Origin of the sequence: Achromobacter sp. AONIH1 (assembly GCF_002902905.1) — a bacterium.
Lineage (GTDB): Bacteria > Pseudomonadota > Gammaproteobacteria > Burkholderiales > Burkholderiaceae_B > Achromobacter.
The window spans coordinates 1,434,578-1,452,809 of sequence record NZ_CP026124.1; the positions used below are offsets into that span (position 1 = coordinate 1,434,578).

13 protein-coding genes and 1 tRNA gene are annotated in these 18,232 nt (G+C 67.7%); 10 read left to right on the forward strand and 4 right to left on the reverse strand.

Annotation, left to right across the window (positions count from 1 at the left end; all coding sequences use genetic code 11):
• Positions 1–299 precede the first annotated feature (299 nt).
• Together C2U31_RS06625 and C2U31_RS06630 are read left to right on the forward strand one after the other, a co-directional pair.
• A complete protein-coding gene (locus C2U31_RS06625; RefSeq protein ID WP_103272117.1) occupies positions 300–1,637 on the forward strand; it encodes an MFS transporter in 1,338 nt (445 codons plus the stop codon).
• 100 nt (positions 1,638–1,737) lie between these two features.
• Complete coding sequence (locus C2U31_RS06630; RefSeq protein ID WP_103272118.1) at positions 1,738–2,442, forward strand: SDR family oxidoreductase; 705 nt, start codon at positions 1,738–1,740, stop codon at positions 2,440–2,442.
• A gap of 35 nt (positions 2,443–2,477) precedes the next feature.
• Here C2U31_RS06630 and solA read toward each other — a convergent pair whose 3' ends face one another.
• On the reverse strand, positions 2,478–3,617 hold the full coding sequence (solA, locus tag C2U31_RS06635) for an N-methyl-L-tryptophan oxidase (RefSeq protein WP_103272119.1): 1,140 nt from the start codon (positions 3,615–3,617) through the stop codon (positions 2,478–2,480).
• Positions 3,618–4,012: 395 nt separating this feature from the next.
• Between solA and fdnG the strand changes: the two genes are divergently transcribed.
• The 7 genes from fdnG to C2U31_RS06675 all read left to right on the forward strand — a co-directional run bounded on the left by fdnG (position 4,013) and on the right by C2U31_RS06675 (position 13,177).
• Positions 4,013–7,081 (forward strand): formate dehydrogenase-N subunit alpha, encoded by a 3,069-nt coding sequence (gene fdnG / locus C2U31_RS06645; RefSeq protein ID WP_158658322.1) that lies wholly within the window; start codon positions 4,013–4,015, stop codon positions 7,079–7,081.
• Positions 7,082–7,093: 12 nt separating this feature from the next.
• Positions 7,094–7,993, forward strand: a complete 900-nt coding sequence (gene fdxH, locus C2U31_RS06650; RefSeq protein ID WP_103272122.1) for a formate dehydrogenase subunit beta — start codon at positions 7,094–7,096, stop codon at positions 7,991–7,993.
• A complete protein-coding gene (locus tag C2U31_RS06655; RefSeq protein ID WP_103272123.1) occupies positions 7,986–8,645 on the forward strand; it encodes a formate dehydrogenase subunit gamma in 660 nt (219 codons plus the stop codon). Before fdxH ends, C2U31_RS06655 begins: the two co-directional genes overlap by 8 nt.
• 88 nt (positions 8,646–8,733) lie before the next feature.
• Positions 8,734–9,669: a formate dehydrogenase accessory protein FdhE gene (gene fdhE / locus C2U31_RS06660; RefSeq protein WP_103272124.1), complete on the forward strand. Its 936-nt coding sequence runs from the start codon at positions 8,734–8,736 to the stop codon at positions 9,667–9,669.
• A complete protein-coding gene (gene selA, locus C2U31_RS06665) occupies positions 9,666–11,105 on the forward strand; it encodes an L-seryl-tRNA(Sec) selenium transferase (protein ID WP_103272125.1) in 1,440 nt (479 codons plus the stop codon). The genes fdhE and selA overlap by 4 nt, the downstream gene beginning before the upstream one ends.
• A complete protein-coding gene (selB, locus tag C2U31_RS06670; protein ID WP_103272126.1) occupies positions 11,102–13,069 on the forward strand; it encodes a selenocysteine-specific translation elongation factor in 1,968 nt (655 codons plus the stop codon). The genes selA and selB overlap by 4 nt, the downstream gene beginning before the upstream one ends.
• Before the next feature lie 12 nt (positions 13,070–13,081).
• Positions 13,082–13,177 (forward strand) — tRNA-Sec (locus C2U31_RS06675).
• 32 nt (positions 13,178–13,209) lie between these two features.
• Here C2U31_RS06675 and C2U31_RS06680 read toward each other — a convergent pair.
• Positions 13,210–13,749 carry a TlpA disulfide reductase family protein gene (locus C2U31_RS06680; protein WP_103272127.1) on the reverse strand — a complete coding sequence of 180 codons (540 nt, stop codon included), beginning with the start codon at positions 13,747–13,749 and terminating at the stop codon, positions 13,210–13,212.
• Between the two features lie 19 nt (positions 13,750–13,768).
• The gene (locus tag C2U31_RS06685) at positions 13,769–14,884 is read right to left on the reverse strand and encodes a transglutaminase-like domain-containing protein (RefSeq protein WP_103272128.1); all 1,116 of its coding nucleotides are present in this window, start codon (positions 14,882–14,884) and stop codon (positions 13,769–13,771) included.
• 137 nt (positions 14,885–15,021) lie between these two features.
• Here C2U31_RS06685 and selD point away from each other — a divergent pair, with 137 nt between their 5' ends.
• A complete protein-coding gene (gene selD / locus C2U31_RS06690; RefSeq protein ID WP_103272129.1) occupies positions 15,022–16,083 on the forward strand; it encodes a selenide, water dikinase SelD in 1,062 nt (353 codons plus the stop codon).
• Positions 16,084–16,123: 40 nt separating this feature from the next.
• Here selD and C2U31_RS06695 read toward each other — a convergent pair whose 3' ends face one another.
• Positions 16,124–18,178: an LTA synthase family protein gene (locus C2U31_RS06695; protein WP_103272130.1), complete on the reverse strand. Its 2,055-nt coding sequence runs from the start codon at positions 18,176–18,178 to the stop codon at positions 16,124–16,126.
• Between the last annotated feature and the right edge of the window lie 54 nt (positions 18,179–18,232).

Genomic DNA, 18,232 nt, shown 5'->3' on the forward strand with positions numbered 1-18,232 from the left:
GCTTGCGCATGGCCGGCCTTGCCATGCTCGCGCGTGCGCAAGTTGCGCAACTTGCGCGGCGGGCGCGTCGCATACATTCGCGCGATAGCAGCGGTTGAATGATTGTCTTGGACTCTTTCCCGGGCGACAGCTAACTTGCGTCGAAGCAGCGTCGAAGCATGCCGTGCGAGTCTGGGGCATTCAAGGACGGGTTTCGCGGAGCGTTTTTCCGGACGAGAACATCTGCCATCGCGCCCTTCTCGTCAGCCCCGATTCGAGTGTCTTTTCCTGAAACAGGCATCTGAATGAAAGGCTGAGAAATGGACAGCTCGCTCAAGAGTATCGACCCCGACGCGCCTGGGCATGGGGTGCGCGAACAGCAGGGAGACACTAGTCCGCCATCTTCCGTGAACCGCGCGGTGATGGCCGGCGCGATTGGCAATTTCGTCGAGTGCTTCGATTGGTTCGCCTACGCGCTCTTCGCCAGCTATCTTTCGCGCCTGGTCTTTCCCTCGGGTGATCCGCTGGGAGCGTTGCTTTCAACATTCGCCGTCTTCGCCATCGGCTTTTTCGTGCGGCCGCTGGGGAGCTTCATCTTCGGAATCTATGCGGATCGGTATGGCCGCAAGAATGCGTTGGCCGCGACGATTTTCCTCATGGCCACGGGAAGCCTGATGATCGCGATCGTCCCGTCCTTTCAACAGGCGGGCTGGTTGGCCCCCGCCATGCTCCTGTTGGCGCGCCTGATGCAGGGGCTTGCCATGGGCGGTGAAACATCGTCAGGCGGCAGCTATATCGTCGAATCGGCGCCCTTGCACCGTCGCGGCTTCAGCGGCAGCTTCTTCTACATCAGCGTTGGGTTGGGGACGTTATGCGCGTCGTTGACGGGAACCTTCCTGACCTATCTGCTGCCGAAGGACCAGATGGAAAGTTACGGCTGGAGACTGGTGTTCGTGCTGGGCGCGTTGCTTGGCATCTTCGGCCTCTATCTGCGGCGCTCGATCGGAGAGTCGGAAGTTTTCAAGCGCGCCGCTCGAACCACGTCAAAGAAAGACCGGGGCAGCCTGCGCGCCGTCATGCTCAATCATTGGCCGGGCGTGTTGCGAGTCTTTTTCCTTGCGATCGGCACGACGATGGCGTTCTATATCTGGGCTGCATACATTCCCAACCTGTTGCGAGCCAGTGGTCGCGTATCCGCATCGACATCATTTCTCGCGAGCACGTTCGGATTGATTGCCTATAGCGTGTCTATGCCTATCAGTGGCGCGCTTGCGGACCTTGTGGGTCGTCGGCTCGTGCTCGGGAGTTCGTGGCTGCTGTTCGCGGCATTGTTTATACCCATGATTCATTATGCGCTGGGTAATCCTGAATCGCTGCCATGGATCATGGTGGCCGCGATGAGCCTGATCGGACTGGGCAGCGGCGCGGTCGCCGCCAGCTTCGCCGAGCAGTTTCCAACCAGCGTGCGCGCGATCGGCTGGGGGGTGCCCTACAACGTTTCCATTGCCGCGTTTGGCGGCACCGCACCGTATCTCGGCTCCTGGCTCGCCAGTAAAGGAATGCCCGACCTGTTCAATTGGTATGTCGTGGCGCTTTGCGTCATAAGCGGCCTGGCGGCATTCGGCCTGCGGGACCTTCGGGGAAAACCGCTGGATTGAAATCGAAGGCGAGCCGAAGGTCCCGTGCAAGCGGCTTGCCATGCCCGGGGATGGGCGGCTCTGAGTCTTGTCCAAATAGTCAATGAAAAAGGACTTTTACATGTCAATGGAAAAAGTGGCGCTCATTTCCGCCGGCGGAAGCGGCCTGGGCGCGGCAGCCGCCAAGCGCCTGGCGACGGATGGTTTCAAGGTGGCGATTCTCTCGTCCTCCGGAAAAGGCGAAGCGCTGGCGAATGAACTGGGCGGTATCGGCGTGACCGGCTCCAATCAATCGAATGACGATTTGCAGCGCCTGGTCGATGCGGTCATGCGGCAGTGGGGGCGCATCGACGTGCTGGTCAACAGCGGCGGCCACGGGCCGCGCGGGCCGGTTCTGGAAATCACTGACGAGCAGTGGCACCTGGGCCTGGATATCTATCTGATGAATGTCATTCGTCCGGTTCGCATCGTGGCCCCGATCATGCAGGCGCAGAAATCGGGTTCGATCATCAATTTTTCATCGGTCGCGGCCTTCGAGCCGGTTGCGGGATTCCCGACGTCCGCGGTGTTCCGGGCAGGACTTGCCGCCTACGCAAAGGTCTTCGCGGATACCTATGCCGCCGACAACGTGCGCATGAACAACATTCAATGCGGTTGGATCGACAGCCTGCCGACGGTCATCGAGCGCCGCGATGGCGTTCCCATGAAACGCTATGGAAGCACCGCTGAAATCGCCGCGACCGTGGCGTTTCTGGCTTCCGAGGGCGGGGGTTACATCACCGGGCAGAACCTGCGGGTCGATGGCGGCCTGGGACGCTCCATATAGCGTCGAGCCAGAGGGGGCTGTGCGGCGCGCAGCCCTCAGGCCGGAAATCGGTCGATGCGGAATCGCGAGATGTCCTGCTCCGTGTCACCGCTGATCGCCAGGTCGGCAGCGATCTCGCCGACGACGCCGGCGAACTTGAAGCCATGCCCCGAGCACGGAGAGACGACCACGATGCGATCGTCCTCCGGTGACGTGTCGATGATGAAATCCGTATCCGGGGTCATGGTGTACAGGCACGTCTTCATGCCAAGCAGCGGGCCGGCGCCTTCGGGCATGTAGCGTTCAAGATAGTCGCGCGTGTGGTTTTCATCTGGCGCCGATGCGTCTTGTCGCGCCAGATCGGCATGCTGGATCTGCCCGGTTCCATAGTGCGAGCCACACTTCAGGCCGACATCGCCAAAGTCCGGGAAGCCGTAGAAGAAATCGCGCCCGTCATCAATCATGAAGACGGGCAGCGCGCCGGACTTGAACAGCTCGGGCCGCTTGGGTCGGTACCAGCAGGAGACCGCCCGCGTGAGCGTGAGCGTGGACTTCAGGGATGGCACCAGATCGCTCGTCCACGGCCCCGCGCAGACGACCACCGATCCGGCTTCGATGGCGCGCCCGTCGTCCAGGACCAGTCGCACGACGCCGGCCCGGGGCTCGATGGCCAGCACGCGCGCGTTCGTCACGACTTGCGCTCCCTGGGCGATCGCATGGCGGATATGCAGTGCATTGATGGCATCGGACCGCAGGATCCCGGCATCCGGCTGCCAGACCGAGGAATAGTCTTGCGGCAATTCAATGGCGGGATAGCGGCGCTGAACTTCGCGCGGGCTCAGCACCTCGTGGTCCAGTCCATATTGCTCGCTCGCCTTGAGCGTGCCCGCCACCAATCGGCTGCCTGGCATGCCCATCTCCAGGATCCCGGAAGTCAGCAGCAGCGTTTCACCCGTCAACTGCTCGAGCTCGCGCCAATACGCGTAGGCGCGCCGCAGCAATGGCACGTATTGCGGACTTTCCGAGTAGCCCAGGCGGATCGCCCGCGACTCCCCGTGCGACGAGCCGCGATCGTGCCCCGGCTGGAACCGTTCGATGCCGATGACGCGCTGGCCGCGTTCCGCGAGCTGAAAAAGCGTCGCGGCGCCCATTGCGCCCAGGCCGATCACGGCCACATCATGGATAGATTCTTGCATCTCGTCTCCAGGATCCTTGAACCCGTCGCCTTTGCGTGGCGAGTCACAGCGGCAAGCCGTGGCAACGTGGATGGATCGGATGGTACGAGTGGAGAAATTTCGCGTCGAATATATTCGCGCGATGGTTGCAAGACCGGCGCGATATCGGCGATTGCGGCGGCGCACCAATGGATTGGCAGGGGGCGCCGGCATTGGTAACAGTCTCGCGATCATCCAAAATCCGTGAAAAACCGGGATCAGGCCGTCAAATTCCCGGTTTGCGGCTCGTCCGCCCGGCCCGTGGCGCGGGGACGGGTTATGGGCATATACTTCGCGTTAAATATCCTTGGAATTCGTAGGGCTTTCCCGTCGGGCCGGCCCTTGGCTTCCGTCACTCACCCGGAGAGGAGTGTTTCATGGTCAACATGAACCGCCGCCAGTTCTTCAAGGTGACAGGTGCGACGCTGGCAGGCTCCAGTCTGGCATTGCTGGGGGCTGCCCCCGGCACGGCCATGGCGGAAGTCCGTCAGTACAAGCTTGCGCGCATGACCGAAACGCGCAATACCTGTCCCTACTGTTCGGTCGCCTGTGGCCTGCTGATGTACGGCCTGGGCGATGGCGCCAAGAATGCGCGCGCCAGCATCGTCCACATCGAGGGCGATCCCGATCACCCGGTCAACCGCGGCACGCTCTGTCCCAAGGGCGCGGCCCTGATCGACTTCATCCATAGTCCCAACCGCCTGAAGTACCCGGAATACCGGGCGCCCGGTACGGACAAGTGGGTGCGGATGTCGTGGGACGACGCCCTGACGCGCATCACCAAGCTCATGAAGGCCGACCGCGACGCCAACTTCGTCGAGAAGACGGAAGACGGCAAGACGGTCAACCGGTGGCTGACCACCGGCATGCTGGCCGCCTCGGCAAGCAGCAACGAGGTGGGCTACATCACGCACAAGACCGTGCGCAGCATGGGGATGTTGGCATTCGATAACCAAGCCCGTGTCTGACATGGCCCGACGGTGGCAGGTCTTGCCCCGACGTTTGGCCGTGGAGCGATGACGAACCATTGGGTCGACATCAAGAACGCGGACGTAGTACTGATCATGGGCGGAAATGCCGCCGAGGCCCACCCTTGCGGGTTCAAATGGGTCACGGAAGCCAAAGCCCACAACAAGGCGAAACTCATCGTCGTGGACCCGCGCTTCACGCGCTCGGCGTCCGTGGCGGACTTTTACGCGCCCATACGCACCGGCACCGACATCATCTTCCTGGGTGGCGTCATCAAGTACCTGTTGGATCACGACAAGATCCAGCACGAGTACGTGCGCAACTACACCGACTTTTCCTTCATCGTGCGCGAAGACTTCGCGTTCGACGCGGGCCTGTACTCGGGCTACAACGCCGAGAAACGCAGCTATGACAAGTCGAGCTGGGACTACGAGCGCGGCGACGACGGCTACGTCAAGACCGATCCCACGCTGGAACACCCGCGCTGCGTCTACCAGCTGCTGAAGAAGCACTACTCGCGCTACACCGAGGAAATGGTCGAGCGCGTCTGCGGCACGCCCAAGGACAAGTTCCTGAAGGTCTGCGACATGCTGGCCTCGACGGCGACCAAGGATCGCGCCGCCACCATCCTGTACGCGCTGGGCTGGACGCAGCACTCCATCGGCTCGCAGATCATCCGTACCGGCGCGATGGTGCAGCTGCTGCTGGGCAATATCGGCATCGCCGGCGGCGGCATGAACGCGCTGCGCGGGCACTCGAACATCCAGGGCCTGACCGATCTGGGCCTGATGTCGAACCTGCTGCCCGGCTACATGACGCTGCCCAACGAGCCCGAGCAGGACTACGGCAAGTACATCGCCGCGCGCGCCTCCAAGCCGCTGCGTCCGAACCAGCTCAGCTATTGGCAGAACTACGCCAAGTTCCACGTCAGCCTGATGAAGGCCTGGTGGGGCAAGGCCGCCACGGCCGAGAACAACTGGGCCTTCGACTACCTGCCCAAGCTCGACAAGCTCTACGACATGCTGCAGGTCTACGAGCTGATGAACCAGGGCAAGATGAACGGCTACCTGGCGCAGGGCTTCAACCCGCTGGCCGCCGCGCCCAACAAGGCCAAGCTGACCGCGGGCTTCTCCAAGCTCAAGTACCTGGTCATCATGGACCCGCTGGTCACGGAGACCTCCGAGTTCTGGCGCAACGCGGGCGAGGCCAATGACGTGGATCCGAGCAAGATCCAGACCGAGGTCTTCCGCCTGCCGACCACCTGTTTCGCCGAGGAAGACGGCGCGCTGGTGAACTCCGGGCGCTGGCTGCAATGGCACTGGAAGGGCGCCGAACCCCCGGGCGAGGCCAAGAGCGACATCGAGATCATGTCGCTGATCTTCACGCGCCTGCGCAAGATGTACCAGGACGAGGGCGGCAAGTACCCCGATCCCATCGTCAACCTGTCGTGGCCGTATTCCAACCCGCAGAGTCCGACGGCCGAGGAACTGGCCAAGGAATACTCGGGCAAGGCGCTGGCCGACCTGGCCGATCCCAAGGATCCGACCAAGATCACGCGCAAGGCCGGCGAGCAGCTGGCCGCCTTCGCCGAGCTGCGCGACGACGGTTCCACCGCCAGCGGCTGCTGGATCTTCGCCGGCGCCTGGAGCCCGGCGGGCAACCTGATGGCGCGTCGCGACAACAGCGATCCCACCGGCATCGGCCAGACCCTGAACTGGGCTTGGGCGTGGCCGGCCAACCGCCGCATTCTCTACAACCGCGCGTCCTGTGACGTGTCGGGCAAGCCCTTCGACCCGCGCCGCAGCCTGATTTCCTGGAACGGCAAGAGCTGGGGCGGCGCCGACATCCCGGACTTCAAGGCCGACGAGAATCCGGAAGGCGGCATGGGGCCGTTCATCATGAACCCCGAGGGCGTGGCGCGCTTCTTCGCCCGCGCGGGCATGGCCGAGGGTCCGTTCCCCGAGCACTACGAGCCGTTCGAGACGCCGCTGGGCTACAACCCGCTGCATCCCAAGGCCAAGGGCGTGACCAGCAACCCGGCCGCGCGCGTGTTCAAGGACGACCTGGCGGCGATGGGCACGGTGGACAAGTTCCCGTTCGTGGCCACCACCTACCGCCTGACCGAGCACTTCCACTACTGGACCAAGAACGTCCGCATCAACGCGATCCTGCAGCCCGAGCAGTTCGTCGAGATCGGCGAGGCGATGGCCAAGGAATTGGGCATCGCCAACGGCCAGCGCGTGAAGGTGTCCTCGAACCGCGGCTACATCAAGGCCGTGGCGCTGGTGACCAAGCGGCTGCGCGCGCTGACGATCGAAGGCAAGACCGTGCACCACGTGGGCATCCCGATCCACTGGGGCTTCGTGGGCATCGCCAAGCCGGGCTTCCTGACCAACACCCTGACGCCGTTCGTGGGCGACGGGAACTCCCAGACGCCGGAGTTCAAGTCGTTCCTGGTCAACGTCGAGAAGGCATAACAGGAGACCGACATGGCTATGCAATCCCTGGACATCAAGCGGCGCTCCGCCACCACCACCCCGCCGCCCGGCGTCCGCGAGCCGTCCGTCGGCTCGGTCGCCAAGCTGATCGACGTTTCCAAGTGCATCGGCTGCAAGGCCTGCCAGGCCGCGTGCATGGAATGGAACGACCTGCGCGACGAGGTCGGCACCAACGTGGGCGTCTATGACAACCCGGCCGACCTGACCGAGCATTCCTGGACCGTCATGCGCTTCTCCGAATACGAGAACACGCAGGGCGACCTGGAATGGCTGATCCGCAAGGACGGCTGCATGCACTGCGAGGATCCCGGCTGCCTGAAGGCCTGTCCTTCGCCGGGCGCGATCATCCAGTACAACAACGGCATCGTGGACTTCCACGAAGAGAACTGCATCGGTTGCGGCTACTGCATCACCGGCTGTCCGTTCAACGTGCCGCGCATCTCGAAGAAGGACAACAAGGCCTACAAGTGCACCCTGTGCTCCGACCGCGTCGCGGTCGGCCAGGAGCCGGCCTGCGTGAAGTCCTGTCCCACCGGCGCCATCGTGTTCGGCACCAAGGAGGACATGAAGCAGCACGCGGCCGAGCGCATCGAGGACCTGAAGTCGCGCGGCTTCGAGCAGGCCGGGCTGTACGACCCGCAGGGCGTGGGCGGCACCCACGTCATGTACGTGCTGCACCACGCCGACCAGCCGGGGCTGTACCACGGGCTGCCGAAGGATCCGCACATCAGCCCGATGGTGTCGTTGTGGAAGGGCATCGCCAAGCCTTTGGGCGTGGCGGCGATGGCGCTGACCGCGCTGGCGGGCTTCTTCCACTACGCCCGCGTCGGCCGCAACGAGGTGCACGAGGAAGACGAACGCAAGGCCGAAGAGGAGGCTCGCCATGAGTGACAGCCAATCCCGCGACCACCGCGGCAACCGCCTGATCAAGCGCTACTCGCCCGGTGAACGCACCAACCACTGGGCCATCGCGCTGACCTTCATCCTGCTGGCGCTGTCCGGCCTGGCGCTGTTCCATCCAGCCTTCTTCTGGCTCTCGAACCTGTTCGGCGGCGGTCCCTGGACCCGCATCCTGCATCCGTTCATCGGGCTGGTGATGTTCTTCTGCTTCGTGGTCTTCGCAGGCCACATGTGGCGCAACAACATCATGACGAAGGCCGACCGCCAGTGGCTGAGCCAGCTGGACGACGTGATCGACAACCGCGAGGAAAAGCTGCCCGAGGTCGGCAAGTACAACGCCGGCCAGAAGCTGCTGTTCTACGTGCTGATCCTGTGCATGCTGGGCCTGTTCGTCAGCGGCATCGTGATCTGGCGCGAATACTTCGCGTTCTACTTCCCGATCTGGGCCATCCGCGCCGCCTCGGTGCTGCATGCCGTTTGTGCGCTGGTGCTGATTTGCGCGATCATTGTGCATATTTACGCGGCGATCTGGGTCAAGGGTTCCTTGACGGCGATGCTGCGGGGCCATGTGACGGCAGGCTGGGCGTGGAAGCATCATCGCGCCTGGTTCCGCGAGCAGCTCAGGAAGCCCGCGGGCAAGTAGCCCGTCGCCTTCCCCGACCGGACCGGTCGCACGGCTGCCCGTCCCCCACGCGGGGCGGGCAGCCGTGTTCGTTTTCTTGGAGACGCAATTGCAGCGAATTCTTCCGCGCGGCGAGATCGAAGCGCTAGACCACAACCGCATTCCCCGCATCCAGCTGCCCGAGCGCGCCAGCGTGTTCGCCACGCGCGCCGCGCGCCTGCGTCATCTGGCGGCCGAAAGCCCGGTGGGCGACTACCTGCGGCTGATGGCCGACCTGGTCGACGCCCAGCACCGCGCCCTGCAGGACTGCCAGCCGCCCGGCGCCGACGAGGACCGCATATCGCTGGCCCAGGCCCATGGCATGCCGCCGCTGCAGGCGGTGGGCTGGCCGCGCGACCCGCTGTGGCGGGCCATCCTGGCGCGGCTGGTCGACGAGGTCGCCAGGACGCCCGGCACGCCCGCCGAGGCCGCCGAGGTCTGCGCCGCGCTGCGCCGCGCCGTGGACGAGGACCCCGAGGCGCTGGAGGACCTGGCCGAAGCCGTGCTGGCCGAGCAGGACCACGGCGTCGACGGCGCCGCCGCGCCCTTCGTTATGGCGGCCCTGCAGGTCTACTGGACCAGCCTGGCCAGCCGTTTCGATGAGAAGCAGCTGCCGGTGACCAGCCCCTTCGGCGTCTGTCCGGTCTGCGCCAGCCTGCCGGTGGCCAGCATCGTGCGCGTGGGCGGCCAGTTCGAGGGCTACCGCTACCTGTGCTGCAGCCTGTGCTCGACCCAGTGGCACATGGTGCGCGTGAAGTGCTCGCACTGCGAGGACGTGGAATCGGTGGCCTATCAGGCCATCGAAGGCCGCTCCGAGGCCATCAAGGCGGAGACCTGCGACCACTGCCACAGTTATCGCAAGATCTTCTACCAGGACAAGGATCTGCACGTCGAGCCGGTGGCCGACGACCTGGCCAGCCTGATGCTGGACGTGCTGGTCGGCGAGGCCGGCTACGCCCGCGCCAGCGGCAATCCCTTGCTGTGGAACGGCACGGAGGAAGAATGAGCGCCGTCCCGTCGTCCGCTGGCGCCGCCCAGGCCGCCGCCGTTTCCGACATTCCTTCGCTCGACCGGCTGTTGAACGCCGACGCGCTGCGGCCGGCGCTGGACGCCCACGGCCGCACCCAGGTGGTGGCGGCGCTGCGCCAGGATCTGGACGCGCTGCGCCAGCGCGCGCTGCAGGGCGGCCTGACGCGCGCCGAGCTGGACGCGGCGGCCGTGGCGGGCCGCGTGGACGCCGCGCTGGCCCGCGCCACGGCGCCGCGCCTGCGCGCCGTGCACAACCTGACCGGCACCGTGCTGCACACCAACCTGGGCCGCGCGCTGCTGCCCGACGAGGCCGTGGCCTCGGTGCTGCGCGCGCTGACCTCGCCGGCCAACCTGGAGTTCGACCTGGACACGGGCGGGCGCGGCGACCGCGACGATCTGGTCGAGGGCCTGCTGCGCGAGCTGACGGGAGCCGAGGCGGCTACCGTGGTCAACAACAATGCCGCCGCCGTGCTGCTGATGCTCAACGCGCTGGCGGACCGGCGCGAAGTGGTGGTGTCGCGCGGCGAGCTGGTCGAGATCGGCGGCGCCTTCCGCATCCCCGACATCATGAAGCGCGCCGGCGCCAAGCTGATCGAGGTGGGCACCACCAACCGCACCCACGCCGCCGACTACGAGAACGCCATCGGCCCGCGCACCGCGATGCTGATGAAGGTGCATTGCAGCAACTACGCCGTCACCGGCTTCACCAAGAGCGTGAGCGTGGCCGAGGTGGCCGCCCTGGCGCATGCGCGCGGCCTGCCGGCCACGGTGGACCTGGGCAGCGGCACGCTGGTGGACCTGGCCCAGTTCGGCCTGCCGAAAGAAGATACGGTGCGCGAGACCATCGCCGCCGGCGCCGACCTGGTCACCTTCAGCGGCGACAAGCTGCTGGGCGGCCCGCAGGCCGGCCTGCTGGTGGGCCGCGCCGACCTGATCCGCAAGATCAAGAAGAACCCGCTCAAGCGCGCGCTGCGCGTGGGCAAGCTGACGCTGGCCGCGCTGGAGCCGGTGCTGGCCCTGTACCGCGCGCCGGAGTTCCTGGCCGACCGCCTGACCACGCTGCGCCTGCTGACGCGGCCGCAGCGCGAGATCCAGGCGCTGGCCGAACGGCTGCGCGGCGCGCTGGCGCACGCGGCCGGTTCCGCTTTCGAGGTCGAGGCCGTGCCCATGTACAGCCAGATCGGCAGCGGCGCTTTGCCGGTGAACCAGCTGCCCAGCTACGGGCTGGCGGCGCGCCATCGCGGCCCGGGCCGGCCGGGGCGGCACCTGGACAGGCTGGAAGCCGCGCTGCGCGGCCTGCCGGTGCCGGTGATCGGCCGCATCGCCGACGATGCGCTGTGGCTGGACCTGCGCTGCCTGGAAGCGCGCGACGAGGTCGCCTTCGCCGCGCAGCTGGCGGAGCCCATCCTGTGATCGTCGGCACCGCGGGCCATATCGACCACGGCAAGACCACGCTGGTGCGCGCCCTGACGGGCGTGGACACCGACCGCCTCAAGGAAGAAAAGGCGCGCGGCATTTCCATCGAGCTGGGCTATGCCTACACGCCGCTGGACAATGGCGACGTGCTGGGCTTCATCGACGTGCCCGGCCACGAGAAGCTGGTGCACACCATGGCCGCCGGCGCCAGCGGCATCGACTTCGGCCTGCTGGTCGTGGCGGCCGATGACGGCGTCATGCCGCAGACGCGCGAGCATCTGGCCATCCTGTCGCTGCTGGGCGTGGCGCGCGGCGCGGTGGCGCTGACCAAGGCCGACCGCGCCGACGCGGCGCAGCTGGCGGCGGCGCGCGACGGCATCGCCGCATTGACGGCGGGCACCTTCCTGGACGGCGCGCCGGTGTTCGAACTGTGCGCCGCGCAGGCTAGCGACGCCGGCACGGAACGGCTGCGGCGTCATCTGCACGAGGCGGCCCAGGCGCTGGGCCAGCGCCGCGACGACGGCCTGTTCCGGCTGGCCGTGGACCGCGTTTTCACGCTGGCGGGCCACGGCACGGTGGTGACCGGCACGGCGCACGCCGGCCTGGCGCGAGCGGGCGACGAAAGCGCCGACCTGCGGTTGATGCCGGCCGGCGAACGGCTGCGGGTGCGCGGCATCCACGCGCAGAACCGGCCCAGCGAAACCGGCGCGGCCGGACAACGCTGCGCGCTCAACCTGGCCGGCATCGACAAGAATGCGATCGCGCGCGGCGACTGGGTGGCGGACGCGCGTTGCTTCCTGCCCTCGCGCCATGTGGATGTGGAACTGACGCTGCTGCCGGGTGGTGAGGCCGATGCCGCCGGCGCGGCCGGCACGGTGCGCGCCTGGACGCCGCTGCATGTGCATATCGGCGCGGCCCGCCATCTGGCGCATGCCGTGCCGCTGTCGGCGGAAACGCTGGCGCCGGGCCAGTCCGGCTGGGCGCAGCTGGTGTTCGACGCGCCGGTCTGCGCCATGCCCGGCGACCGCTACATCGTGCGCAACGCGCAGGCCACGCGCACGGTGGGCGGCGGCCGCGTGCTCGATCCGAATGCGCCGGACCGCAAGCGGCGCGCGCCGGCGCGGCTGCAATGGCTGCGCGCGCTGGCGGCGATGCTGGACGGCGCGGATCTCGCGCCGCTGCTGGAACAGGCGACGCTGGGCCTGGACGAAGCCGCCTTGCAGCGCCTGACCGGCCGCGACGCGCGCGCGCTGGCGGCGCCTGCCGGGGCGCGATGGCTGGCCGGCCGCACGCCGCAGGCGCCCCGCACGCTGATCCTGGCCGCGCAGTGGGACGCGCTGCGCGCCAAGGCCGAGCAGGCGCTGGCGGCCTTCCATCAGGCCGCGCCCGACGAGCCCGGCCCGGACGGCGCGCGGCTGCGCCGCATGGCGCTGCCGGCCATGCCGGACGCCTTGTGGCAGGTGCTGCTGGACGATCTGCAAGCGCAAGGACGGATCGCGCGCAACGGGCCCTGGCTGCATCTGCCGGGACATGCCGCGACGTTGTCCGATGATGAAACCGCGCTGGCCGGCGCGCTGCTGCCGTTGCTGGCCGAGGGCCGCTACGATCCGCCCTGGGTGCGCGACCTGGCGCGCCTGCGCGGCGAGCCGGAAGAGCGCGTGCGGCTGCTATTGCGCAAACTGCTGCGGCGTGGCGAGGTGGCGCAGGTGGTGAAGGATCTGTTCTATCACCGTGACCGCGTGCGCGAGCTGGCGACGCTGGCGCGCGGACTGGCGGCCGCGCCCGCCGGGCTCAACGCCGCGGCGTTCCGCGACGCGACCGGCCTGGGGCGCAAGCGCGCGATCCAGATCCTGGAGTTCTTCGATCGCGTCGGCTACACGCGGCGCGTGCGCGACAATCACGTGCTACGCGGCGAAAGCGCCTACGCGCTTGGGCAAGCGGCGGCAGAGCCGGTATCATAGGCGGGCCTTCGCGGAAGGCATCCGTGCCCGGCGGCACGGCCGGGCTTCAAACCCGGTTGGGGGCGTCAGACGTTCCCAGGTAGGTTCGACTCCTGCTGCCTTCCGCCATCCCTCTTGCGCCCGATGCCGCGCGCGGCGCTTCAGGCCCGCAGCATGCGCGTGACGACGCCGCTGACGCGGTCGGCCTTCCAGTCCAGTTCGCCCAGATGCCATTGGCGCGCCGCGCCGCCTCGGTCGATCAGGTAGTTGGCCGGCAGACCCACCGCATTCCATGCCTTGGCCGCCGCGCTGTTGCGGTCGTGCAGCACCGTGCCGGCGACCGGCCATTTGGCGAGAAAGGTGCTGACCTTCGCCAGCGACTCGCCCACGTTCACCGCGACCAGCCGCAGACCTTCCTCGCGGTGCCGCCGCGCCATCGCCGACATCAGCGGGATTTCGTCGCGGCAGGGATCGCACCAGGTGGCCCAGAAGCTCAGCATCACGACACTGCCGCGCCAGGCCGAAAGCTTGTGTTCGCGGCCGGACAGGTCGGGCAGGATCAGCGGCGGCGTGGGCGAGGTCCAGGCCGCCCAGTCCGGGCCGGTGGCGGACTTGAGCGCGTCGTCCGAGGCGGCGCGCGCCGCCAGCGGCAGCGCGGCCAGCGCGAGGCCCGATTGCAGGAAGTGGCGGCGGCTGAACAAGGCGGACGGTCCGTGGCCGTCAGGCCGGGAGCTGGCGCGCCGTCAGGCGGTAGCGGAAGCTGTCGGGGTCCAGGCTGTCCATGCGCCCGGCGGCTGTCTCGCCATTGGGATACATCAGGAAAGGAACCGGGCCGAGGCCGGAGCCGGGCAAGGCCACGTCGTGGCCGTGGTTGAAGGCCACCCAGTTCATCTCCCAGGCGCCGAACAGCATCACGCGCGCCGCGCGCACCTGCGGATTGTTGATCGGCAATTCGCCCGGCGGCTCTTCCAGCATCACCTTGCGCACGTCGGCCGGGTCGACCGGCACCCAGCCGTGGCTGGCGGCGTAGAACTCGGCGCGGCAGTGCTGGGCGCGGGTGACGTCGCCGGCCTTGCCCAGGCTTCTGTAGCCCAGTTGCGAATCGGCCACGCGCAGCCCGTAGGCGTCGCGCGCGGGGATGCCTGCGGCGCGCGCCAGCGCCACGAACAGCGCATTGATGTCGGCGCACTTGCCGTTCAGGTCATTGGCCGTGAGCATGTAGCGCACGTCGCCCACGCCGCAGCCTCGGGTGGAGGCCGTGCGGCAGGTGTTCTCGACCACCCATTCGTAGATCGCGCGCGCCCGCGCCAGATCGCCGCTGTGGCCGCGCGTGATGCGGTCGGCGGTGGCCTTGACGATGCCGTCGGTGGGCAGCAGATCGGTGGGCTTGAGGTATTCACGCAGCGTCGCCGCGCTTTCGGGCCGGAAGTTGGCGGGCGCGGGCTGGTCCAGGTCGACGCGGCGGTTGCGCGTCTGGAAGCGGCTGATGACCGTGATCCTGCGTATGTCCGGGTTTTCAGGCCATTGCGCGGCCAGCATGCGCACGCCATAGCCGGGGGCCTGCGCCAGGCTGGCGGTGCCGCCGCCCTCGATGCGCCAGACGGTCTGCGCGCCGCGCTGGTAGTCGGTGTCGGCGCTGTCGGGCATGGGAATCCAGAGGCGGGCCTGGGCCCCGGGATCTTCGATGCTGATGTCGGCGGTCAGCTCGAAGGCGCGCCAGTCGGCGGAGACGGTGGCGGTGCGCTCCTGCGCCAGCGCGGAGCCGGCGAGCGTCGCGCCGGCGGCGCACAGGGCGCCCGAGGCGCCGGTGATACGGAGAAAGTCGCGGCGGTCCATATAGCCCTCACGCACGGTGAAGTGTGGCTGTCGGTGCGCCCTGGCGGGCGGCCGTCCCTTGCTGCCTGCTGCCTGGCCATGATAGGCCCATCATGGGCGCGGTGCTATCCTTTTTCGGTCTACATATGGAGAACCCTATGAACCAGAATGCAGCGGCCCCGGCCGTGCCGCGCCTGACCTCGCTGTCGCATGGCGGCGGCTGTGGCTGCAAGATCGCGCCGGGCGTGCTGTCCGAGCTGCTGGCCCGTTTCGGTCCGGCGGCCAGCTACCCGAACCTGATGGTGGGCACCGAGACCGCGGACGATGCCGCGGTCTACAAGCTCAACGACGAGCAGGCGCTGATCGCCACCACCGATTTCTTCATGCCCATCGTCGACGATCCCTACGACTTCGGCCGCATCGCCGCGACCAACGCGCTCTCGGACGTCTATGCCATGGGCGGCACGCCCATCATGGCGCTGGCCATCGTCGGCATGCCGATCAACGTGCTGCCGCACAGCGTCATCGCCGACATCCTGCGCGGCGGCGAATCGGTCTGCGCCGAGGCGGGCATTCCGGTGGCCGGCGGCCACAGCATCGATTCGGTCGAGCCCATCTATGGTCTGGCGGCAATGGGGCTGGTGCATCCCGGCCGCGTCAAGCGCAATGCCGATGCGCGCGCCGGCGACGTGCTGATCCTGGGCAAGGCGCTGGGCGTGGGCATCCTGTCCGCCGCGCTGAAGAAAAACCGGCTGGACGAGGCCGGCTACCGCGTCATGATCGACACAACCACGCGGCTCAACCGGCCCGGCGCCGCGTTGGCGGCGATGGAGGGTGTGCACGCCATCACCGACGTGACCGGGTTCGGCCTGCTCGGCCACGCGCTGGAAATGGCGCGCGGCGCGGGCCTGACCGCTCATCTGCGGCGCGCTGCGCTGCCCTGGCTGCCGGGCGTGCAGGCCTACGCGGCCGATGGCGTGATCACCGGCGCGTCGGGCCGCAACTGGGCGTCCTATGGCGCTTCCGTGAAGCTGGCGGATGACGTGACGGCTGTGGAACGCGCGCTGTTGACCGATCCGCAGACCTCGGGCGGTCTGCTGGTGGCTTGCGCGCCGGAAGCGGCCCAGGCGGTGCTGGACCTGTTCCGCAGCCAGGGCTTCGACCAGGCGGCCGTGGTTGGCGAGATGGGCGCGGGCGCGCCCGAGGTGCGGGTCGGCTGAGTCCCGCGCGGGCCGCGCCGGCGCGCGGCCCGATCCCGCCTTATTTGCGCAGGTGGCCCTGTTCCTGCACCTGCAGGTTGATCTGCCACTCCATCAGCGCCGGATAGGCGTTCAATCTGACGTGCTCCGCCCATTCCTCGGCCGTGGCGTCGCGCTCGGCCGCCAGGGCCAGGCCCGACGGGCCGGCCCAGGGCCGGATCCGGCTGGGGCGCTGGGGTTGGTAGGCGCCGGCCTGCGTGAGCATCAGATAGGGCGCGTTGAAACCGAAGCACCAGCCGCTGTCCGGATGCCGCGCCAGCAGGTCGCAGCCGGATTGAAAGTACGGGGCCTGCGAGAGGCTCAGCTGATAGAGCGTCGGCATGATGTCCTTGTGGCTGCCGATCCGCTCGCGGTCATAGACGGCATTGGCGCGGTAGGCCGGCGGGGCGTACACATAGAACGGCACCGCGCGGGCCAGCGCCGCGTCGTTCGGGTCCTGGTAGTCCACGCCCAGGATGTTGTGGTCGCCGGTGGCCGCGATGATGGTGCGGGCGCCGGCGGACGAGGCCTTCACGCGCGTGATGAAGCCGCCCAGCTGGTCGTTGGCGTAGCGCAGCGTGCCCAGCACGTCGTCGATCCCGGTCCAGTCATGGAAATGCTTGGCCCGCGTCGCTTCGTCCAGCGCCAGGTCGCGCCCGCCGGCGCCGGGCGGCGGCGTGAAGGGGGGGTGATGGGTGGTCGACAGCGCCATGATGAACAGGGGCTGGCCGGCGCGGTCGGCCTCGGCCAGCCGTTCCTCCATGTAGCGGAACATGTATTCGTCGGGCACGCCCCAGGTGCCGATCTGCGCCTCGGGATAGCGCTGGCGCAGCGTCTGCTGGTCGATGAACTCGTGCGCGCCCTGCTGGCGCACGAAGGGGCCCAGGTTGCGCCAGGTGGCCGTGCCCGAGGTGACGAACAGCACCCGGTAGCCGCGCTGCAGGTACGGCGCGAAGGCATTGCCGGCGAATTTGGCCGATGCCGCCGACGACTGGCCGATGGCCTTCATGGGGCTGCGCACCAGCAGCCGGGCCAGCGAATCGATGGTGCCGTTGCCTTCGGAGACGAAGCGGTCGAAGCGCCAGTCGGATTCCCAATGCGGCCGCAGCGCGCCCAGCAGGTCGCGCCCGGGGGCGTCGAGCGAGCTGAGGTGATGGCCCATGCTTTCCATGACCTGCAGCACGACGTGCGGCGGGCGCTCGCGCGCGGCGGGGTTCAATGCCGTGACGGCCATGAAGGGTTCCAGGCCGTCGCCAGGGCGGCCCAGGAAGCGCTGGTTCAGCAGCTGTCCTTCGCGCTGCGTCACCGGTGCAAAGCGCTTGTCGTTGTCGCGGTCGGCCAGGGCCCAGGAAAAGGCCGAGATGCCGTTGGGCGCGATGTCGTTGAGCAGCGCGACCGCGGACAGATTGGTGTCGTCCTTGTTCAAGGGGAACTTGCTGATCGAGCCACGGCAGGCCAGCACCGTGATGCCGATGATCAGCAGCAGCCGCAGCGCGCAGGCGAGGGCCGAGCGCGGTTTTGGCAAGGCCCGCTCCAGCCGCGCGCGCCATTTCGCGGTCAGCCACCATGTGGCCGCCAGCACGGCCGACAACAGCAGGCCGGCGCGCAGCACGGGATAGCCCTGCCACACGGTGCCCAGGACGGCCGAGGTGTCTTCGTCGATCAGGCCGAACACGAAGACGTCGATCGAACGGGCAAAGGTGGCGTAGTAGAAAACGCTGATCACCGTGGCGGCGGTGAACAGCATCGCCATCACCGCGCCCAGCGCGGACTGCCAGCGCAGCCAGCCGCGCTGCAGCCGGGGGAAGGCGGCGATCGCCAGGCCGGCCAGCAGCGGCGCCGAAAAGGCGATGGCGGCGACCTTGATGTCGAACAGCAGGCCGATGGTCAGCGAGCGGCCGACGTCTGCCGATGAGGCTATGTACAGCGACGGCGGCGCGTGCTTGGCCAGCAGGTAGGCGCGGCCGGCGAACTGCGCCAGCACGCTGACCAGCCAGGGGGCCAGCAGGAGCAGGAAAGACTGCTGGAAGTTCTGGAACCAGCCTTGCCAGGAAAAAACCGGACGGGAAAGCTTCATCTGCGCCAATAGGTAAAAAAGAGCCTGCCCGCCAACGGCTGGGCCGGGCGGCGC

Bases quoted from the DNA above. Each gene is read 5' to 3' on its own strand.
- C2U31_RS06625 (WP_103272117.1), top strand. From the start codon at position 300: ATGGACAGCTCGCTCAAGAGTATCGACCCCGACGCGCCTGGGCATGGG.
- C2U31_RS06630 (WP_103272118.1), top strand. From the start codon at position 1,738: ATGTCAATGGAAAAAGTGGCGCTCATTTCCGCCGGCGGAAGCGGCCTG.
- solA (WP_103272119.1), bottom strand. From the start codon at position 3,617: ATGCAAGAATCTATCCATGATGTGGCCGTGATCGGCCTGGGCGCAATG.
- fdxH (WP_103272122.1), top strand. From the start codon at position 7,094: ATGGCTATGCAATCCCTGGACATCAAGCGGCGCTCCGCCACCACCACC.
- C2U31_RS06655 (WP_103272123.1), top strand. From the start codon at position 7,986: ATGAGTGACAGCCAATCCCGCGACCACCGCGGCAACCGCCTGATCAAG.
- selA (WP_103272125.1), top strand. From the start codon at position 9,666: ATGAGCGCCGTCCCGTCGTCCGCTGGCGCCGCCCAGGCCGCCGCCGTT.
- C2U31_RS06685 (WP_103272128.1), bottom strand. From the start codon at position 14,884: ATGGACCGCCGCGACTTTCTCCGTATCACCGGCGCCTCGGGCGCCCTG.
- selD (WP_103272129.1), top strand. From the start codon at position 15,022: ATGAACCAGAATGCAGCGGCCCCGGCCGTGCCGCGCCTGACCTCGCTG.
- C2U31_RS06695 (WP_103272130.1), bottom strand. From the start codon at position 18,178: ATGAAGCTTTCCCGTCCGGTTTTTTCCTGGCAAGGCTGGTTCCAGAAC.